We start from the raw sequence: 16,293 nt of genomic DNA, 5'->3' as shown, positions 1-16,293 counted from the left end.
TGGTCCCCATGTCCAAGCGCCGCATCGTCCTCGCATGCAAGGATCCCCAGGACCTGCGGGATCGTTGCGTGATGGCTCCGGTGGACGACCCGGACCTCACCCTCGGCCAACTCCTCGAAGAATTCCCGGCCCTGTCGTTGACCGAGCTGAGCGAAGACCACCTGCAGCTACCCCTGAGCCGCGTGCTCGTGGACGTACTCGATCAGCCGCCCGCCGCCGGCACCCCGCTCTATCTGCCACCCGGTGTCCGGCTCGGTGCGTTGTCCGGCCGCGCGGCCCACGACGAGCCGACCACCGGCGCGGACGCGAGTGCTCCCGTCTCCCCGCGGAAATCCCGGGACCGCACGTCGGCGCCGGCGAACGGTCACCCCAAGCGGCTGAGTGAGAGGGAAGCCGTCCTCATCGCGCACGACATCGAGATCAGCCGCGCGGCCGCCTACTTGGAAAGCGGCCTGTCGGTACTCATCCGCTGCGAGAAACTGCTCGTGGAGCATCTGGCAGCCGAGATAGCCGGACGGTCGGGGCGCCCGCAGCAGACCGTACGGCTGGCGGAGAGCGGCACGGACGCCGGCGGCGCCGCGCCCGGTGGCTTCGGCCCCGGCCGCCGCGCCGAACTGCTCGCCCTGCTGCACACCGCCGTCACCGACGCGCCACCCGAGGACGTCGTGGTCGTCCCCCACCTCGACCTGCTGGCGGGTGGCAGTGACGCGGCCCTCACCGCCGAGGCACGGGAACTGACCGATGTGCTGTACGAGCGCAGCGAACGCGTCCTGCTGGCGTTCACCGACCCTTCCCTGGTCGTCCCGGAGGTGCTCGCGGGCCGGTTCGGCGTCCGGCTCGCGCTGGACATCCTGCCGCGCGAAGTGGTCACCGCCGACAGTGAGCGGGTGCCGCTCGGACAGGCCCTGATCACGCAGGCCGAGGTGGAGCTGTTCTCCGATTTCGACCCGGCCGACCTCTACAAGCACGTGGCCGGCATGAACGCCGTTCGGCTCCGGCACGCAGTGCGCTTCGCCTACCACCACCACGCCGGCCTCGACGACGGTCACGAGCCCAGTCACCGGCCGACCTTCGCCGACCTCCTCCAGGAGCTGCGCATCTTCAAGGCGCGCACGTCCAGCGCCTTCGAAGTGCCCAACGTGTCGCTGAAGGATGCCATCGGCGGATACCAGGAGGTCAAGGATGAACTCCGGCGGGCGCTGGACATCGTCGGTGGCGCGGCCGACCTCCCCAAAGAGCTGCGCCACGATCTGGTCCCGCGCGGCTTCATCTTCCACGGCCCGCCCGGCACCGGCAAGACCTTGTTCGCGAAGGCGGTCGCCAGCGAACTCGGTGCGACCATCCTGGTCGTCTCCGGCCCGGAGATCACGGACATGTACGTCGGGGAGAGCGAGCGCAAGGTACGCGACCTGTTCGCCGAGGCACGCCGCAACGCGCCCGCGGTCATCGTCTTCGACGAGTTCGACTCGATCGCCGCCCAGCGCACCGGCCGCGACGACGGAGGCAGCCGGGCCGGGAACGCCGTGGTGGCCCAACTCCTCACCGAACTCGACGGGTTCCGGCCCGAGGTGCCGGTCCTGATCATCGGCACCACCAACCGGATCGACCTGATCGACGACGCGCTCCTGCGGCCCAGCCGCTTCCGCCCCATCAAGATCGATCTTCCCGACCATACGGCTCGTACCGCCATCGCCGCGGTCCACGCGGATCACTTCGGGGTCGCCGTACGGCCGGCGCTCCTGCAACGGATCGCCACCGCGACGGACGGGATGAACGGTGACGAGATCCGTTCGGTGTTCCGAGACGCCCGCGCCGGGGAACTCGTCGGCAAACGGGGCGTCCCGGATGCCCGCCGTCTCGGCGAGCTCGTCGGTGAACTCCGCAGGTCGCGCCAGCAGCGGGACCTCGACCGCACTCAGCAGCAGAGAGGCCGCAACGCGGCCGCCAACGCGGCACAGCGCTCCCAGCGCGCCGCCATGATCGTACTCGCGGGGGACTCTTCGGGTCGTAGGGCCCCCGCCGGGGCGGCACCGCTCGACCGAGGGGACAGCACCACACCGTGAACAACGCGACGCCGACGAGGCACGACAGGACCCGGCTGCTGGCACGCACCTTCGCCACCCGCCTGGAAGAGGTGAAACAGGGCTTCGTCGAGCGCGACGACGTGGTCGACCTGTTGGCTCTGGCCACTCTGTGCCGGGAACACGCCCTGCTGATCGGACCACCGGGAACCGCGAAGACGCGGCTGATCGAGAAGTACTGCCGCATCCTGGACACCTCACCCTTCACCTATCTGCTCACCCGGTTCACCGAGCCCGCCGAACTCTTCGGACCCATCGACCTGCGCAAGTTCCAGGACGAGAGCGTGTACGAGGTGAACACCACCGGCATGCTGCCCGAGGCACATATCGCCTTCCTCGACGAGGTCTTCCAGGGCAGCTCGGCCATCCTCAACACCTTGCTGACCCTGGTCAACGAGCGGAACTTCTTCACCGGCAGCAAGACCATCCACGGTCGGCTGATCACGCTGCTCGGATCATCGAACGAGATCCCCGACGACCCTGTACTCGGCGCGTTCAGCGACCGCTTCCTGTTCCGCTGCCGCCTCGACTACGTCGCGGACGACGAGGTCGAAGAGGTGCTGGGACTGGGCTGGCGGGCGGAGCAGCAGCAGATCCGCAGTGATCCGGGCCCGGTCGACGGCCAGTCCGGCAAGACACCGGTCAAGGTCGCCGCGGCCGATCGCTCACAGGTGGCCTTCCCGCTCAAGGACCTGGCCGTGCTGCAGCAGGCGGTGGCCGACATCGACCTCAGCGCCGTACGAGAGCCGTACGCCCGTATCGTGCGGGCGCTGCGCGCCGAGGGCGTCGCGTTCTCCGACCGCCGCGCCGTCAAGGCACAGAAGGCGTTCGCCGCGTCCGCGCTGCTGGCCGGTCGGCTGCGTGCGGAGGTCTCGGACCTGGCCGTCCTGTCGCGACTGTGGACGGATCCGAGGGACGAGCAGTCGCTTCGCCGTATCGTCGCCGACCACGGTGTCCCGGTCGATACGCCCGGCCGGATCCTGCGCGATCCCTACGACCTGCGGATCGACCTTCGCGAAACCCGCAACCGCCTGGCTCTGCTGCGGACCTCCGACGAGATCCGCGAAATACTGCGGCTCCTCGGACGCCTGTCCGCCGAGGCACGCAGAGACCATCCGGCCGAGCAGCCGCTGCTCAAGGAGATCAGTCAGGCCCAGCGCGAGACGCTCACCAAACTGCGCGAGGACTTTCCGGAGGAGTGATCGAGGTGTGCAATCCAAGGCGCATCAGGGTACGGGCCACGCGTGAACTGGCCGTCGCCTGGGAGCAGGAAATACGGCGGAGAGTGGTCCGGTCCGGGGAGGTGACGGGAGCGGCGCGGGTGTGCGAGTCGCTGCGGGGGTCCGTCGGCGCGCCGACACTGGCCGCGCTGCCAGGCGTGTTCGCCCGTACACCGGGCTGGGAGGAGACCGAGGACGGGTTCCGGTTCTCCTTCGACAGCGGTCACGTGGTCTACCGTCCGGCGGAGGCGGAGCTGGAGATCGTGGCGACCGAGTCGGCGGAGATCCAGGCGGTGGGCGAGGCCTCCGAGACGGTGCGCGGCCAGGTCACCGGGACGATCGAGGCCGAGGGCACGGGAATGTACTACGACGACGAGTGGGGCGGCACGAACCCCATGACCGCACGGCGCGAGGCACATATGGCGGCCGAGGCGGCCCTGAACAGGGAGGCCGAGGAAAGGGTCCGCACGGCCCGCGGCGATGCGGGGGCCGGAGCCGGCGACGAGGCGCAGGAGGCGGCGGCCGTCCGCGCCGACCAAGCACTCGCGGCGGCGGCCAGGGCCCGTGAGCCGGAGCTGCGGGAACGGGCGGCGGCGCGGCTGACCGCGGTGGGCGTGATGGCCAGGAACCACTTCCATCAGGCCCTGGCCGACGCGTACCGCGACGCGGTGCTGGCGTACGCGCGCTCGCGCGGGGCCGAGTTCATCAGGTGCTCGGAGACCGACGGCGTACTGGAGATCGACTTCGAGCTCCAGATCTAGCGGGCCTGAGACAACTGCGGGAACGGGTGAGAGGGGTGCCATGCGGGTCCGTGTGAGGTTCCGGTACCGGGCCGATACCGGTGAGGTCGAGCTGTACGAGGTCGAGGAGATCGGCTCCGGTCCGCGTGCCGCCGACCACGATGCCCGGCACGACAGGGCGGCCGCCGCGCTGGCAAGGCTCGTCGAGGACAACGCCCTGATCGAGGAGGTGCGGGGCGATCCCCGTCCGCGGCGGCGCGAGCCGCACCACTCCGTACCCGAGGAGAGCCCGACGACACGGCGGGAGGAGCGCGACCGTGAGTGACGCCGCGTTGCTGGAACGCGCCGCGGGCTGCTACCTGCGGTGCGGGCTGCCGAGCGAGGCCGCCCGCTGTCTCAGGGAGGCGGGTGCCTACCGCCGCTCGGCCGAACTCTGGGCCGAGCTGGGTGAGTTCATGGAGGCGGCAGCGGACTACGAGCGCGCCGACATGACGGACATGGCTGTCTGGGTTCTCGTCCACGATGCCGGGAACGCGTCCGCGGCCAGGGCGGTGGCGCTCGCGCCGCACTTCACCCGGAACTCCGCCGCCCGCAAGTCGCCCAAGTGGACTGAGGCAGTGTTCCGAATGGGGCTGGAATTTTCGGCGCACCAGATCTCTACCTATGACCGAATCGCCCGGGAAAGCTCACTGCGTATGCGGCTGGCTCTGGCGCGCTGCGATGTCGCCGAAGACCGCTCCGAACGGGAGCCGCTCGCCGCTCTCGCCGCGGCGATGGCCTTCCTCGAGTCCCGCTCCCTCGTCCACGACCGGCTCGTGGAGCAATGGGCGGTGGCGACAGCCGAGTCGATGCGACGCTACGACCAGGTAGCCCTCCTCTTCGCCGCAGCTGTACGAGGAGGGCGCAGCGGCGCGGCGCAGCGCTGGACCGAGTGGGCGGCGCGGGTGCTGCGGTCCGAGATCACGCTCCCAGCTCCGCCTTCGGACGACCGTCGGCAGGCCGTCCGTGCACTCCGACAGGGATGAACCATGAAATGGCCTCGACGACGCAGAGACGACGGCAACGACCGGCCGCCCGTACCGCCGGCCGCACCCTCCATTCCGCCCAGGCCGCCCTCCGGATCACTGGAGGAGGTCCTGAGGCCGAGCGGCGTCGGCAACAGACCACCGATCCGCCCGTTGACACCACCGGCTGCGCCTGCGGCCTCGGGGCCGGCCCGCCGCCCCGAACCGGCACCCGTGCGTCTCGCCCCCGACGCCGCCGGTGATGCCGGTGATCTCGCCGAGAGCGCCATCGCTGTGCGGTTCGCCACCGCCACCGCCGCCCTGGTCTTCACCGGGCGGCTCGGCGTGGGCAGGCCCCAGGTCGATGACTACCGCCGGAGCGACGACGGAGCGTCCTGGTGGGTGTTCACGCGCGTCGCCCTGGACCTCGGGCGGCAGTTGGCGATGGCTGCAGACGGAACGGTGTTCCTGGTCAGCGACGATCAGCTGGTGCGGGACCAGGGCTGGGGCGACCCGAAGCGCGTCGCGGGACGCAAGTCGGCGCAGCGCCTGCCCCTGGCTCCCTTGCGTCCTGCCACGCTCCTCGACCTGGTACGGCAGGCCGGTCTGCACAGTGTGCCGGGGCGAGCCCTGGACGAGGCGGTGGTGCTCCTGCGGGCACCCAACGCCGGCGGCGTCATCAGGCGAGCACTCGACCTGGGCCTGGAGGTGACGTACCGCCCCACCCGCCTCGCCCCGCTCTTCGACGACGAGCCGTCGGACTCCGTCCAGCACGGCGTCGTACTGGAACTCGCCCTGCGGGCAATGGACGGAGATCTGCCGGCCGGTTTCCTCGACGCGCTCCACCGGGACCCGTTCGCGCTGCTGTGTCGGCGCGTCGGGGGAGAAGACACCGTACTGATGCAGTACCGCCAGGCCTCGCCGCTGAGCGACGGCCCCTTGCTGGCACTCGCCGAGCGGGGCGTGTGGCTGCTGTCGGGTTCGGAGTTCGGCTGCGCCCGGCTGGAGCGGCTTGGCGAGCCGCTCGACGGGGGCTCCCTGGTCGAACTCTCGGCCGACTACCCGCTGCAGGACGCGGGCTCCTCGCCCGACTGGGCCGACGACGCACCCGCCGCCCCCGACGCACCACGCCTCACGATCGTGCCCGCCCGGACACCGGGCGCGACGGTCGACGCCACGTTGCTGGACAGCGCGGGACTGGACACCGTGCGGATGATTCTGGAGGGGCATCCTCTCGCCGACGCCGTCCAGGTCGTCACCGGGCGCGACCAGCATCTGCTCTTGGCGGCGGGCGGACTGCTGGAGCGCCTGCCGCTGGGGGAACCGCTGCACTGCATCGGCCCGGGCCCGTTGTACATCCCCCTCGGATTCCGTACGGAGCCGCTGTTGCCGCCCTCCGCCCTGCAGGCTCTCTTCGAGCCCGACGCCGACAGAGCCGTCGTGCTGACCGCGCGGGTCGCTCTCGTCTTCAACCTCGAGCAGCGCCGCCCGGCCTGGACCATGTGGCTGGGCTCGCTGCCCGAGCTGGACTTTCAACTGCCCGACGAGGCGGAGACCGTACTGCGCGTGGTCGACGAGCGACTCACTCCCCAGCCCAAGCCGGACCCGGCGGTGCCACCACGCCTGCGGCAGACGCCACTGCCCGGCAGCCCGCCGAGGCCCGCCGGGACGGGTGTCCCCCGCCTTCCCCGGCACTGGCGGGACGCCGCACTCGACGCGGAGTTCGCCGGCAACCTGGTGACCGCCGCCGAGATCCACGAGCGCAACGGTGACGACCGGCGCGCGGCCAACCTTTATGAACGTGCGGCGCGGCAGGCCGCCCGTCGGAGGCGGTAGCCGCGTGCCGAGGACCGAAGCCATGAACCTGACGGACGAGGAGATCCGCGAACTCGCCCGTGTCTTCCCCCCGGGACCGAGCGCCAAGGCCCTGCTCCACCGGGCCGGATTCCCCCATGAGCATGTACCGAGTCAGTACGGAATCACCGCCCTTGAATTCTGGTACACCGTGGCCGACGCCGTCTCGGCGGGCAGGGTGGCGGACGGCCGACGGCGGCTGCTGGTGACGGCGGGACGGGATTTCCCGCACAACGAGGTCTTCCGTGCCGCGGCGCGGGGGCGGTTGCCCATCGGCCGCGTGCTGGTCGTGGGCGCGGCCCCGCATGGGACCGAACGAGTGCGCGCGGACCGGGAGTTGCGAGCCGTCCAACAGGCCACGGCACGTGGTGCGATCGCCGTGGACTACTGTCCGGCCGCGGCCGTCACCGACCTGGGACGCGTTCTGGACGTGCACCCCGACGTTGTGCACCTCGTCTGTCACGGAGAGGGCGAGCACCTGATCTTCGAGGACACGTACGGCGACGCCCACCGTGTGCCCGCACGTGACGTGGCGAGACTGCTTGGCGCGTACGCACGACCTGACGGTGTGCGACTGCGCGGGCTGGTACTGGCGTCCTGCGACAGCGGGGCGGTGGCCGAACTGTTCACGGGGGTCGTCGAGACCGTCGTCGCCCACCGGGGACCGCTCGACGACGAGACGGCGGTGCTCTACGCGCGGGAGCTCTACGGCCTTCTGGACCGGGTGCCCGCCGTGGACGAGGCCGCGCGGATCGCCGCCGAGCATGTCGCGGTGACACTGGGCGACGCGTACGGCGAGCAGCTGAAGGCGAACCTCGTGGTGCTGGGCCCGGGCGGGGAGGGGTGACCGTGACGTCGGCCATGCCTGCCGAGGACCGGGCTCTGCGCGCCTGGGCGCTGGCCCAGGCCCGCTCGGTGGGACGCGGTGGCGGGGCGGCCGAGCCGGCGGTGGCCGCGCACGGACCGTCACAGGAGGTGACCCCCGGCAGCACGGCTCTGAACATGGAGCTCTCGGAGACCGAGGATGTCACCTGCATGGACATCTGCGCGGTGCCCGGCGGACCGCTGCTGGTGGCAACGGGCACCCGGACGGGCCTGGTACGGATCTGGGACGGGCAGACCGGCCGGCTGTTGCGCACGATGCCCGAACGCGGCGTGGTGCGTTTCGTCACATGGAACACCCACGGGGAACGGGCGCTGCTGGCGGTCCAGAGCGACTCCGGGACGGCCATCTGGGACGGCCTCACGGCGGCGCTGCTGGTCCGGGTGCACGGCGCGACGGTTCGAGTCCCGGCGGCGCGAGTCCGCGGTGCGGGGCGCTTCCTCTTCAATCGCCTCGACAGCCGGGCGCACTCGGTCATCGACGTCTGGGGCCCCGACGGCCGGTACGGCGAACTGCGGTGGGGGAGACGTGACGCGGGCCTCCTCCAGCCGGATTGCGGGGTGTTCCTCCCGCGGGGGAGGACGATCGCTTTCTTCACCGACAACAGCCGTGGCAGGATGTTCGCGTTTATCGCGGATGATGCCGACGGGGGTCGGTCAGCGACCCACCACGAGATACCGGCGTTCCCATCCCGGATATCAGTCCCGGCCGCAACGCCGGTATTCGGTGACAAGGGCTTTCTGGTGGCGGGTGCGACAGAGTCCGAAGTGACGCTCAGCGACGGCGTACTCGCCGGGCCACTGGCGTCCCTGAAGCTCGCGGACGTGCGGGCGCTGGACTGGCTTGCCCTGCCCGGCCTGACGCTGCTGGCGGCTGGTCTTGGTGACGGCCGGCTGACCGTCATGACGGTGGGCGGTGGGCGGCTCCTGCACCGGCGGGACGACTCCGAGACTCTCGAGTACAGCCACACTCACTCCGGCATCACCAGGCTGACCTGGTGCATGACGCCCGACCGCGAACCGATGGTCGCCGTACTGTGCAGCGACTTCACCGTATGGCGCGAGCAGCTTCCCTTCGTCGTTCCCCGTAACCGGATTCCTCCGGCCGATCCGAGGCCGCAGAAGGAGACGACGGTCCCCGAGGCCTCCCCTGCCTCGCCTCCACCGCCCGATGCACCGCGCCCTACGACCCTCCGCGTCGACCCGGCGGGCCTCGTCGCTCTCGGCAAGGCTGATCTGTGGCCGCCGCTCTCCCTTGCCGAAGACCTGGTCGCACTCACCGGCAGGGCGGCCACCGACGCACTCCACGACCCCCGCTTCGGTGTGCTCGCCGACCACCCCGGAATGGCCCGGCTCAAGGATCTGGCCTGGCCGGATCGCTCACGGGTGGGGTTCGTGGGTCTCCTCGCGGCCGGGACCGAGCGGATCGCGGAGTGCGAGCCTCCGCCGGGGAGCCGCGACGCGGACCGCGTGGCAGCTCTTCGTGACGCGCTGGCCGCCGGCCTGTGCGCGAGCAATGTTCCGGCCGTGTCGCTGCCGCCGGTCGTCGCCGCGGCCGACACCGTCACCGACCGGATGATCTCCCTGCTGACCGTCCTCGGCCCCGAGACGGTCGAGGCGGATCCGAGCCTTCCGCTGCTGCTCGCGCGCTCGGCCGCCGACATGCCGCAACTCGACAGCCGTCAACTGCGGCTGCTCGCCACGCAGGCGAGCGACGGCTCCGCCCGTACGAGGACGACGGCCCACGCGCCGGGTACGAGCGGCACGAGCAACCGTGGCGCGCTGACCCATCTCCTGCCCACCCAACTCGCTCTGCCGCGACCGCTCCTGCTGCTGAAGCACTCCCGCCACGAACTGCTCTACCGGCTCCATGTCACGGAGGCGGAGCCCTTGCCAGGAGAGGTCACCCTGGTCCTCGACACCAGCCCGCCGACGTTCGGGCCGGTCGAGGGACTGCTGCGGGCTGCGGCGCATGTCATCACCGCCGAGTTGTGGCGGTACGGCCGCCATCCGCACTTGGTGACGCTCGACCAGCCGTCCCAGAGCATGCCCATCGCCCGGCCCGCCGACCTCCTCGCTCTGTGGACCACCCGCACACTCGACGTCCCCGACGTGGCCTGCGCACTGAAGACCGCTGCCTTCACCGGCATCCCCGCTCTCCTGCTCACCCATCACCGCCTCCCGCGCCAACTGGGGTTGACGCCAGGCCCGCAGTTGCGTCTGCTCACCACTCATTTGGCGGACGACGCGCCCGCGGGTCGCTCGGCCCTGCCGTTCCATCAGCACGTTCCGCCCTCCCCACAACCGGCCCAGCTTTGGAACGCCATCTCGGCACTTCTGACGGGATGACTACGGGTGCGCCGGGGCGGCGCATCGCGGTAGTCGGGCCGAGGAGACCCCGACCCGGGCCCAGGTGTCTCACGGCACTCGTTGGGCGGTGCTCTCCAGCGGCCGGTGGGGAGCCGTCACCGTGGTGCCGTCTCTGTCCCTGCCTCTCACGGGCGGCAGTTCGACCACCGCGTCCAGGCCGCCCCGGGCGGCGGCACGCAGGGTGATCTCGCCGCCGCTCGCGTGCGTGAGGCGCTGGACGAGGGCCAGGCCGAGGCCCGTGCCGCCCTTGGGCGCGTCGGGAGCACGCCAGAAGCGGTCGAAGGCGCGGCGGCGTTGCTCCTCGGTCATGCCGGGGCCCTCGTCCGTGACGTGGAGTTCGACGCGGGACGGGCCCGCCGGGCGGGGGTGGAAGCGGCGTTCGTGGGACGCGGGGCGGCGCACGTCGATGGAGACGGCGGAGCCGAGGGGCGCCACCCGCAGGGCGTTGGAGAGCAGGTTGTCCAGGATCTGCTCCAGCGCACCGGGCACGGCCAGTACCGGTACGGGTACGGGTCCCGCGTGGTCGCCGATCAGGACGAGCCGTACCCCGTACTGCTCGAACAACGGCGTCCAGGCGCGGTGCCGTTCGGCGCAGACCTCGTCCAGGTCGACCGGCTCGCGCACGGCGGCGCTCTCATCGAGCCGGGCCATCGCCAGCAGCCCCTCGACCATCCTGGCGAGTCGGTCGGTCTCGGTCATCGCGGCGGTGAGGCTGCCACGGGCGTGCAGCGCGATGTCGGGCTCGAGGTTCTCCAGGCGCAGCCGTAGCGCCGAGAGCGGGGTCTTGAGCTGGTGCGAGGCCTCGCCGGCGAAGGCGCGCTGGGAGGCGAGGAGGTGTTCGAGGCGGGCGGCGGTACGGTTGAAGGTGGCCGCGAGGCTGCGTACCTCCGGCGGTCCCTTCGTGATCGCCACGGGGGTGGCGGGGCCGCCGTCGGCCAACTTGTGGGTGGCGCGCTCCAGTTCGCGGATGGGGCGACCCGTCCAACGGGCGATGGCGAAGCCGATGAGGGTGACCGCGGTGAGCGCCGCGAGTCCGCCGAGCGCGAGCAGCATCCAGACGTGGTGGACCCGGTCCTGCACCATCCGCGTGGGCAGCGTGATCCACACGGCGCCCTGCTTGAACGTGCCGCGTGCGACCGGGGCCGCGACGGACAGGTACTGGACGCCGCCGATGGTGGAGGTGCGGACGTCCTGGGTGGCGGCTCCCCGGAGCGCGGCGGCGATCCCGGGGCGGGTGGCCAGCCCTCGGGTCTCCTCCGCCGAGAGCCGGTGCGAGCTGGCGACCAGAGCGCCGGACGGGTCCACGATCACCACCTTGCCGCCGATGCGCTCGGCGCAACGGGCCACCCGGCCGGGCAGATCCCGCTGCGCACGCCCCATCGACATGGACAGCGAGGCGTACTCGGCGACCGACTCCGCCTCGTCCATCGCCACGTTGGTGACCCGCTCCCGCTCGCCCCGCGAGTAGACGAACCCCAGCGGGATCTCCAGGCAAAGCAGGAGCAGGGCGGCGAGGCTGAGGTAGCTGAGCAGCAGCCGACGGGTCATGGGTAGGCCGCCGGTCGCTCGGGCGCGCCGTATGTTCCGCTCGGCGGCGGGTTCTCGTACGGTCCGCTCGGGCGCTCCCCTCCGTACGACCCGGCCGGCCGTTCCCCGTACGACCCGCCCGAGCCGTACGACGACCCGCCAGACCCACTCGATCCGCCCGCGGTGGGCGGCCGGCTCCGCACGGCCAGCCTGAACCCGACCCCGCGCAGCGTCTGGATCCACGCCGAATGCCCCAACTTCCGCCGCAGCGTGGCGACATGGACGTCCAGCGTCTTCGTCGGGCCTTGGTAGTGCGGGTCCCACACCCGGTCGAGGATCTGCTGCCGCGAGTACACCGCGCCGGGGTCCTCGGTGAGCAGCGCGAGGAGTTCGAACTCCTTCGGCGTCAGCGAGATCGGGGACTCACCGACCCAGACCTGCCGGGTGCGGCGATCGACCACGAGAGGGCCGGGACCGGCCGCGACCTCGGCCGACGAGGCCGGCTCGGGGTCGGCGGAGGGGACGGCTTCGACGGGTGGCGCGGGCTCGATGGGCGGCGCGAACTCGAAGGCCGGGCCCGTTTCGAAGGCCGGGCCCGTTTCGAAGGCCGGGCCCGTTTCGAAGGCCGGGCCCGTTTCGAAGGCCGGGCCCGTTTCGAAGGCCTCGGCTTGGTGGGGGCGGTAGGGACGGTGGGGGCGGTTCGTTTCGTAGGGACCGGTCTCGAAGGAGGTCGAGGGCTCGAAGTGCCGGGTGACGTCCGGGGGTTCGTACGGTGAGGTGGTGCGGGTGACCTCGGAGGGGTCGTACGAGGACGGCGCACGGGTGGCGCCGGAGGGCTCGTACGAGGCCCGTGCGGGCGACGGGGGCGACGCGAGCTCCGGCCCCCCGGCGAACGGCTCCCCGCCGAACGACTCGCCCTCGAACGGCTCCGCACCTCGTGGCCCCACGGCCCAAGGTCGCGATTCGGACGGCCCGACATCCGAGGAGCCCGAGAATCCAGAGGTCCCCGAGTCGTACGCCCCCTCGCCGTGCGCTCCGGCGACATCCGTACCCGAGCCCAGCGCCCCCGCGCCCGGCGTCCCGGCGTCGAACGGCCCCGCGTCCAGCCGCCCACCGTCGGGGGGCCCGGCGATGCGCGGCCCGACAGCGATCGGCCCGACATCGATCGGCCCGACATCCCGCGGTGCGTCGCCACCCGGCCCAGCGTCACGCGGCTCAGCCCCGAGCGGCCCGACACCGAGCCGTTCGGCTCCGAACCGTCCGGCACCGAAACGTCCGGCACCGAGTGGTCCGCCCCCGCGCATGCCGTCGGCGAGGGGCCCGGCACCAAGCATCCCCGCCTCCAGCGCCCCCGCTTCCGCTCGCGCTCCCGACAACTCCGCGAACTCCGGCCCCATCAGCCCCTGTTGCGTACCCCGCCCCTGCTGCGTACGCCGTGTCACCGCGCGCACGCGGGCCACCAGCTCGCGCAGGCTGAAGGGTTTCGCCAGGTAGTCGTCGGCGCCCAGCTCCAGGCCGAGGACCCGGTCGGCCTCCTCGCCCCGCGCGCTGAGGATGATGACGGGGACGTCGGAGACCTGCCGGATGCCGCGGCACACGTCGATGCCGTCCATGTCGGGCAGTCCCAGGTCGAGCAGGACGACATCGCCGTACGGCCCTCTCAGCCCGTCGGCCCCGGTGGAGACGCGGTCGACCGTCAGCCCGAAGTGCCCGAGGCCCTCGGCGAGCGGTTCGGCGATCGTCTCGTCGTCCTCGATGAGCAGCACTCGTACGCCCATACGTCCTGTCTCCCCATCCGCGTGACTCCGGACAGCACGAATTCCGTGCCGTGGAGGTGCCACGCTACAAGAGCCGCCAAAGGCACGTCGCGCGAATCCGGGGCAATGTGAGCAGTCGCTCAAAAACCGCTCAAGAGTGTCCGATTGGCGGTGCCAGAGAGCGGCCCGGACAAAATATGGTCCATTGCTGGCCGCGCTCTAGTGTTCCCTTAACCTTCCCCTGGCAGGCACCCCTCTACGGTGGAGAGAACGACGGGAAAGCCCTGGTCGAACCCCATGCCGGGAGGAACCGTGAAGGCATTACTGGACCGCGCCCGCACGTTCAAGAGACGGGTCGATTTCGAGAGCGGCGAATACCGGAAACTGGCCGAGGGTCAATATCCGGAGGCATTGTTCATTACCTGCTCGGACTCACGGGTCATACCGGCCCTGATCACGGGCGCACGACCCGGAGAGATATTCGAGCTGCGGAACGCGGGCAATATCGTTCCACCGCACGGGCGGCACGGCGCCTCCGGCGAGGCCGCCACCATCGAGTACGCACTGGAGGTGCTCGGCGTTCAGGACATCGTCGTGTGTGGCCACTCTCACTGCGGCGCGATGGGCGCCCTGAAGTCCGGCGACGACCTGTCCGCGCTGCCCGGCGTGGACGCCTGGCTGGACCTGGCCCGCCCGGAGCTGGCCCCGGTGCTCGACGGAGCGCCGGGGGACCCGTCGATGCCGGACGTGGCCCAGCTCAACGTCGTCAACCAGCTCGCGGTACTGCGCAGTTACCCGGGGACGAAGCAACGGCTCGACTCGGGGCGGCTGCGGCTGCACGGCTGGTACTACGAGGTCGACACCGGTCAGGTGCACGAGCTGGACGAGGACGGCCGCTTCCGGGTGCACGCCGCATGAGCGGGCTGCACGCACGCGGGCGCGTTCCGGCGCACGCCAGGACACCGCACGCCAGGACACCGCACGCCGGGACACCGGCGGTACCGGAGGCATCTGCGGTACCGGCAGCACCCGCCACGAACCCCGCCTTCGCCAAGGCCCCCGTCCCCGACACCACCCCTGTCACCGGTCCCGGTGCTGATACCGGCACCGACACCGACACCGGTGGCAGCACCCGCCCCAAGGCACCGAAGGCCGACCTCGCCACCGAGATCACCGCCTCCCTCGTCGTCTTCCTCGTCGCCCTCCCCCTGTGCATCGGCGTCGCCGTCGCCTCCGGCGTCCCCGCCGAGCTGGGCATCATCTCCGGAGTCATCGGCGGCCTGGTGGTCGGCGCGGCGCGCGGCAGCACCCTCCAGGTCAGCGGGCCGGCGGCCGGACTGGCGGCCCTCGTCGCGGAGACCGTCCTCGAATACGGCGTGGCCATGCTCGGCGTGATCGTCCTCGGCTCCGGCATCCTGCAGATCGTCCTGGGCGTGGTCCGTCTCGGCCGGTTCTTCCAGGCGATCTCGCTCGCCGTCGTGCAGGGCATGCTCGCGGGCATCGGACTGCCGCTGATGTTCAGCCAGTTGTATCCGATGTCCGACTCCAGTGCCCCCGGTACCCCGATCGAGAACATGGCCGGCGTCCCCGGCCTGCTCGCCGACACCCTGGCGAACCCCCAGGCCCTGATCGCCGCCGGACTCGGCGTCATCACCGTCGCGCTCAGCTTCCTGTGGAAGAAGATGCCGGGCCCGGTGAAGAAGATCCCGGCCGCGCTGGTCGCCGTGGGCATCGGTATCGCGGTCGCGTCCCTCCCGGGCGTGAACGTGAAGACGCTCCAGGTCGGCAATCTGCTCGCGTCCGTCGACGTCCCCGGTACGGAGCAGCTCGCGGGCCTCGCCGACCCGGGGATCATCACCGCGATCCTCACCTTCACGGTGATCGCCTCGGCGGAGAGCCTGTTCACCGCGGCCGCCGTCGACCGCATGCACAGCGGCCCGCGCACCCGCTACAACCCCGAACTCATCGCCCAGGGCGCCGGAAACACGGTGGCCGGCATCCTCGGCGCGCTCCCCATCACGGCGGTCGTGGCCCGCAGTTCGGCCAACGTCCAGGCGGGCGCCAAGACCCGCCTCTCCCGCACGCTGCACGGCCTGTGGCTGCTCGCCTTCGCACTCCTCCTCCCCCAGGTCCTCGCGCTGATCCCCATCTCGGTGCTCGCCGGGGTCCTCGTCCACAGCGGCTGGAAGCTGTTCGCGCCGGAGGAGTTCCCGAAGATGTGGCGCCAGGACCGGGGCGAGTTCGCGGTCATGACGATCACCACTCTGGTCATCGTGGCGACCGCGCTGCTCGAAGGCGTCCTCATCGGTCTCGCCGCCGGGATCGTGCTGGCCGCGCTGCGCATGTCGCAGACCGTGATCAAGCAGCACCTGGAGGAGGACACCGCCAAGGTCGTCATGGCCGGCAACGCCACCTTCCTACGCCTCCCGCAGCTGATCGAGGCCCTGGAAGCCGCCGGCGAGTCGGGCAAGCCGCGCATCCGCCTCGACCTGACCGGGGTGACCCACCTGGACCACGCCTGCCGCAACCAGGTCGAGGAGTTCGTCACCCAGCAGCGCGGCCTGGGTCTGCGCGTGGAACTGCTGATGCCGGGCCCGGCGAAACCGACACGACAGCCAACCGCCATGGACACGACGGCAGTTGACGAGCCCCTGTCCTCACCGACCTACGAGAGCGGCCGGCCGCTTCCCAGGCGCCGCACCGGGCCCCCGACAACAGGCCCGGCAACAGGCCCGACCCCGGGCCCCACCGCCGAGTGGTTCTACCTGGACACCCGTCCGATGGCGGAGGAGTATCCGACGCACCCGGAGGAGTACGCCACGCCGCCGGAGGAGTACGCATCGCGCTGACCGTTCCTA

General features: G+C 71.3%; 11 protein-coding genes and 2 pseudogenes. 10 read left to right on the top strand and 3 right to left on the bottom strand.

The features are described from left to right. The first annotated feature begins 8 nt into the window (after positions 1–8). The 8 genes from ACTWQR_RS12825 (at position 9) to ACTWQR_RS12790 (ending at position 10,130) form a co-directional block, all read left to right on the top strand. Positions 9–2,063, top strand: a complete 2,055-nt coding sequence (locus tag ACTWQR_RS12825) for an ATP-binding protein (RefSeq protein ID WP_443227130.1) — start codon at positions 9–11, stop codon at positions 2,061–2,063. Continuing rightward, positions 2,060–3,283 (top strand): AAA family ATPase, encoded by a 1,224-nt coding sequence (locus ACTWQR_RS12820; protein ID WP_443227129.1) that lies wholly within the window; start codon positions 2,060–2,062, stop codon positions 3,281–3,283. The genes ACTWQR_RS12825 and ACTWQR_RS12820 overlap by 4 nt, the downstream gene beginning before the upstream one ends. Before the next feature lie 5 nt (positions 3,284–3,288). Next, a complete protein-coding gene (locus tag ACTWQR_RS12815; RefSeq protein ID WP_443227128.1) occupies positions 3,289–4,062 on the top strand; it encodes a hypothetical protein in 774 nt (257 codons plus the stop codon). A gap of 40 nt (positions 4,063–4,102) precedes the next feature. Beyond that, positions 4,103–4,366, top strand: a complete 264-nt coding sequence (locus ACTWQR_RS12810; protein ID WP_443227127.1) for a hypothetical protein — start codon at positions 4,103–4,105, stop codon at positions 4,364–4,366. Further along, positions 4,359–5,066, top strand: coding sequence for a hypothetical protein (locus ACTWQR_RS12805; protein ID WP_443227126.1), 708 nt, complete (start codon positions 4,359–4,361; stop codon positions 5,064–5,066). Before ACTWQR_RS12810 ends, ACTWQR_RS12805 begins: the two co-directional genes overlap by 8 nt. A gap of 213 nt (positions 5,067–5,279) precedes the next feature. Beyond that, on the top strand, positions 5,280–6,881 hold the full coding sequence (locus ACTWQR_RS12800) for a hypothetical protein (protein WP_443227125.1): 1,602 nt from the start codon (positions 5,280–5,282) through the stop codon (positions 6,879–6,881). A 22-nt stretch (positions 6,882–6,903) separates the two neighbouring features. Next, on the top strand, positions 6,904–7,746 hold the full coding sequence (locus ACTWQR_RS12795) for an effector-associated domain EAD1-containing protein (protein ID WP_443227124.1): 843 nt from the start codon (positions 6,904–6,906) through the stop codon (positions 7,744–7,746). A gap of 2 nt (positions 7,747–7,748) precedes the next feature. After that, positions 7,749–10,130 (top strand): hypothetical protein, encoded by a 2,382-nt coding sequence (locus tag ACTWQR_RS12790; RefSeq protein ID WP_443227123.1) that lies wholly within the window; start codon positions 7,749–7,751, stop codon positions 10,128–10,130. Between the two features lie 69 nt (positions 10,131–10,199). On the opposite strand, the gene ACTWQR_RS12785 is transcribed toward ACTWQR_RS12790, so the two are convergent. From ACTWQR_RS12785 to ACTWQR_RS12775, 3 genes and pseudogenes are all read right to left on the bottom strand, one after another. After that, on the bottom strand, positions 10,200–11,699 hold the full coding sequence (locus ACTWQR_RS12785) for an ATP-binding protein (protein ID WP_443227122.1): 1,500 nt from the start codon (positions 11,697–11,699) through the stop codon (positions 10,200–10,202). A gap of 167 nt (positions 11,700–11,866) precedes the next feature. After that, positions 11,867–12,223: pseudogene (locus ACTWQR_RS12780) on the bottom strand (winged helix-turn-helix domain-containing protein); the annotation flags it as partial. An 870-nt stretch (positions 12,224–13,093) separates the two neighbouring features. Further along, positions 13,094–13,456, bottom strand: a pseudogene (locus ACTWQR_RS12775) (response regulator transcription factor); the annotation flags it as partial. 291 nt (positions 13,457–13,747) lie between these two features. Here ACTWQR_RS12775 and ACTWQR_RS12770 point away from each other — a divergent pair. After that, entirely contained in the window at positions 13,748–14,353 is a 606-nt protein-coding gene (locus tag ACTWQR_RS12770) for a carbonic anhydrase (protein WP_443227121.1), read from the top strand. Next, positions 14,350–16,284, top strand: a complete 1,935-nt coding sequence (locus ACTWQR_RS12765) for a SulP family inorganic anion transporter (protein ID WP_443227120.1) — start codon at positions 14,350–14,352, stop codon at positions 16,282–16,284. The genes ACTWQR_RS12770 and ACTWQR_RS12765 overlap by 4 nt, the downstream gene beginning before the upstream one ends. Positions 16,285–16,293: the final 9 nt, after the last annotated feature.

Origin of the sequence: Streptomyces sp. 2A115 (assembly GCF_052245575.1) — a bacterium.
Lineage (GTDB): Bacteria > Actinomycetota > Actinomycetes > Streptomycetales > Streptomycetaceae > Streptomyces.
Note: the sequence above shows the minus strand (reverse complement) of the source record. Positions and strands in the feature narration are given on the sequence as shown.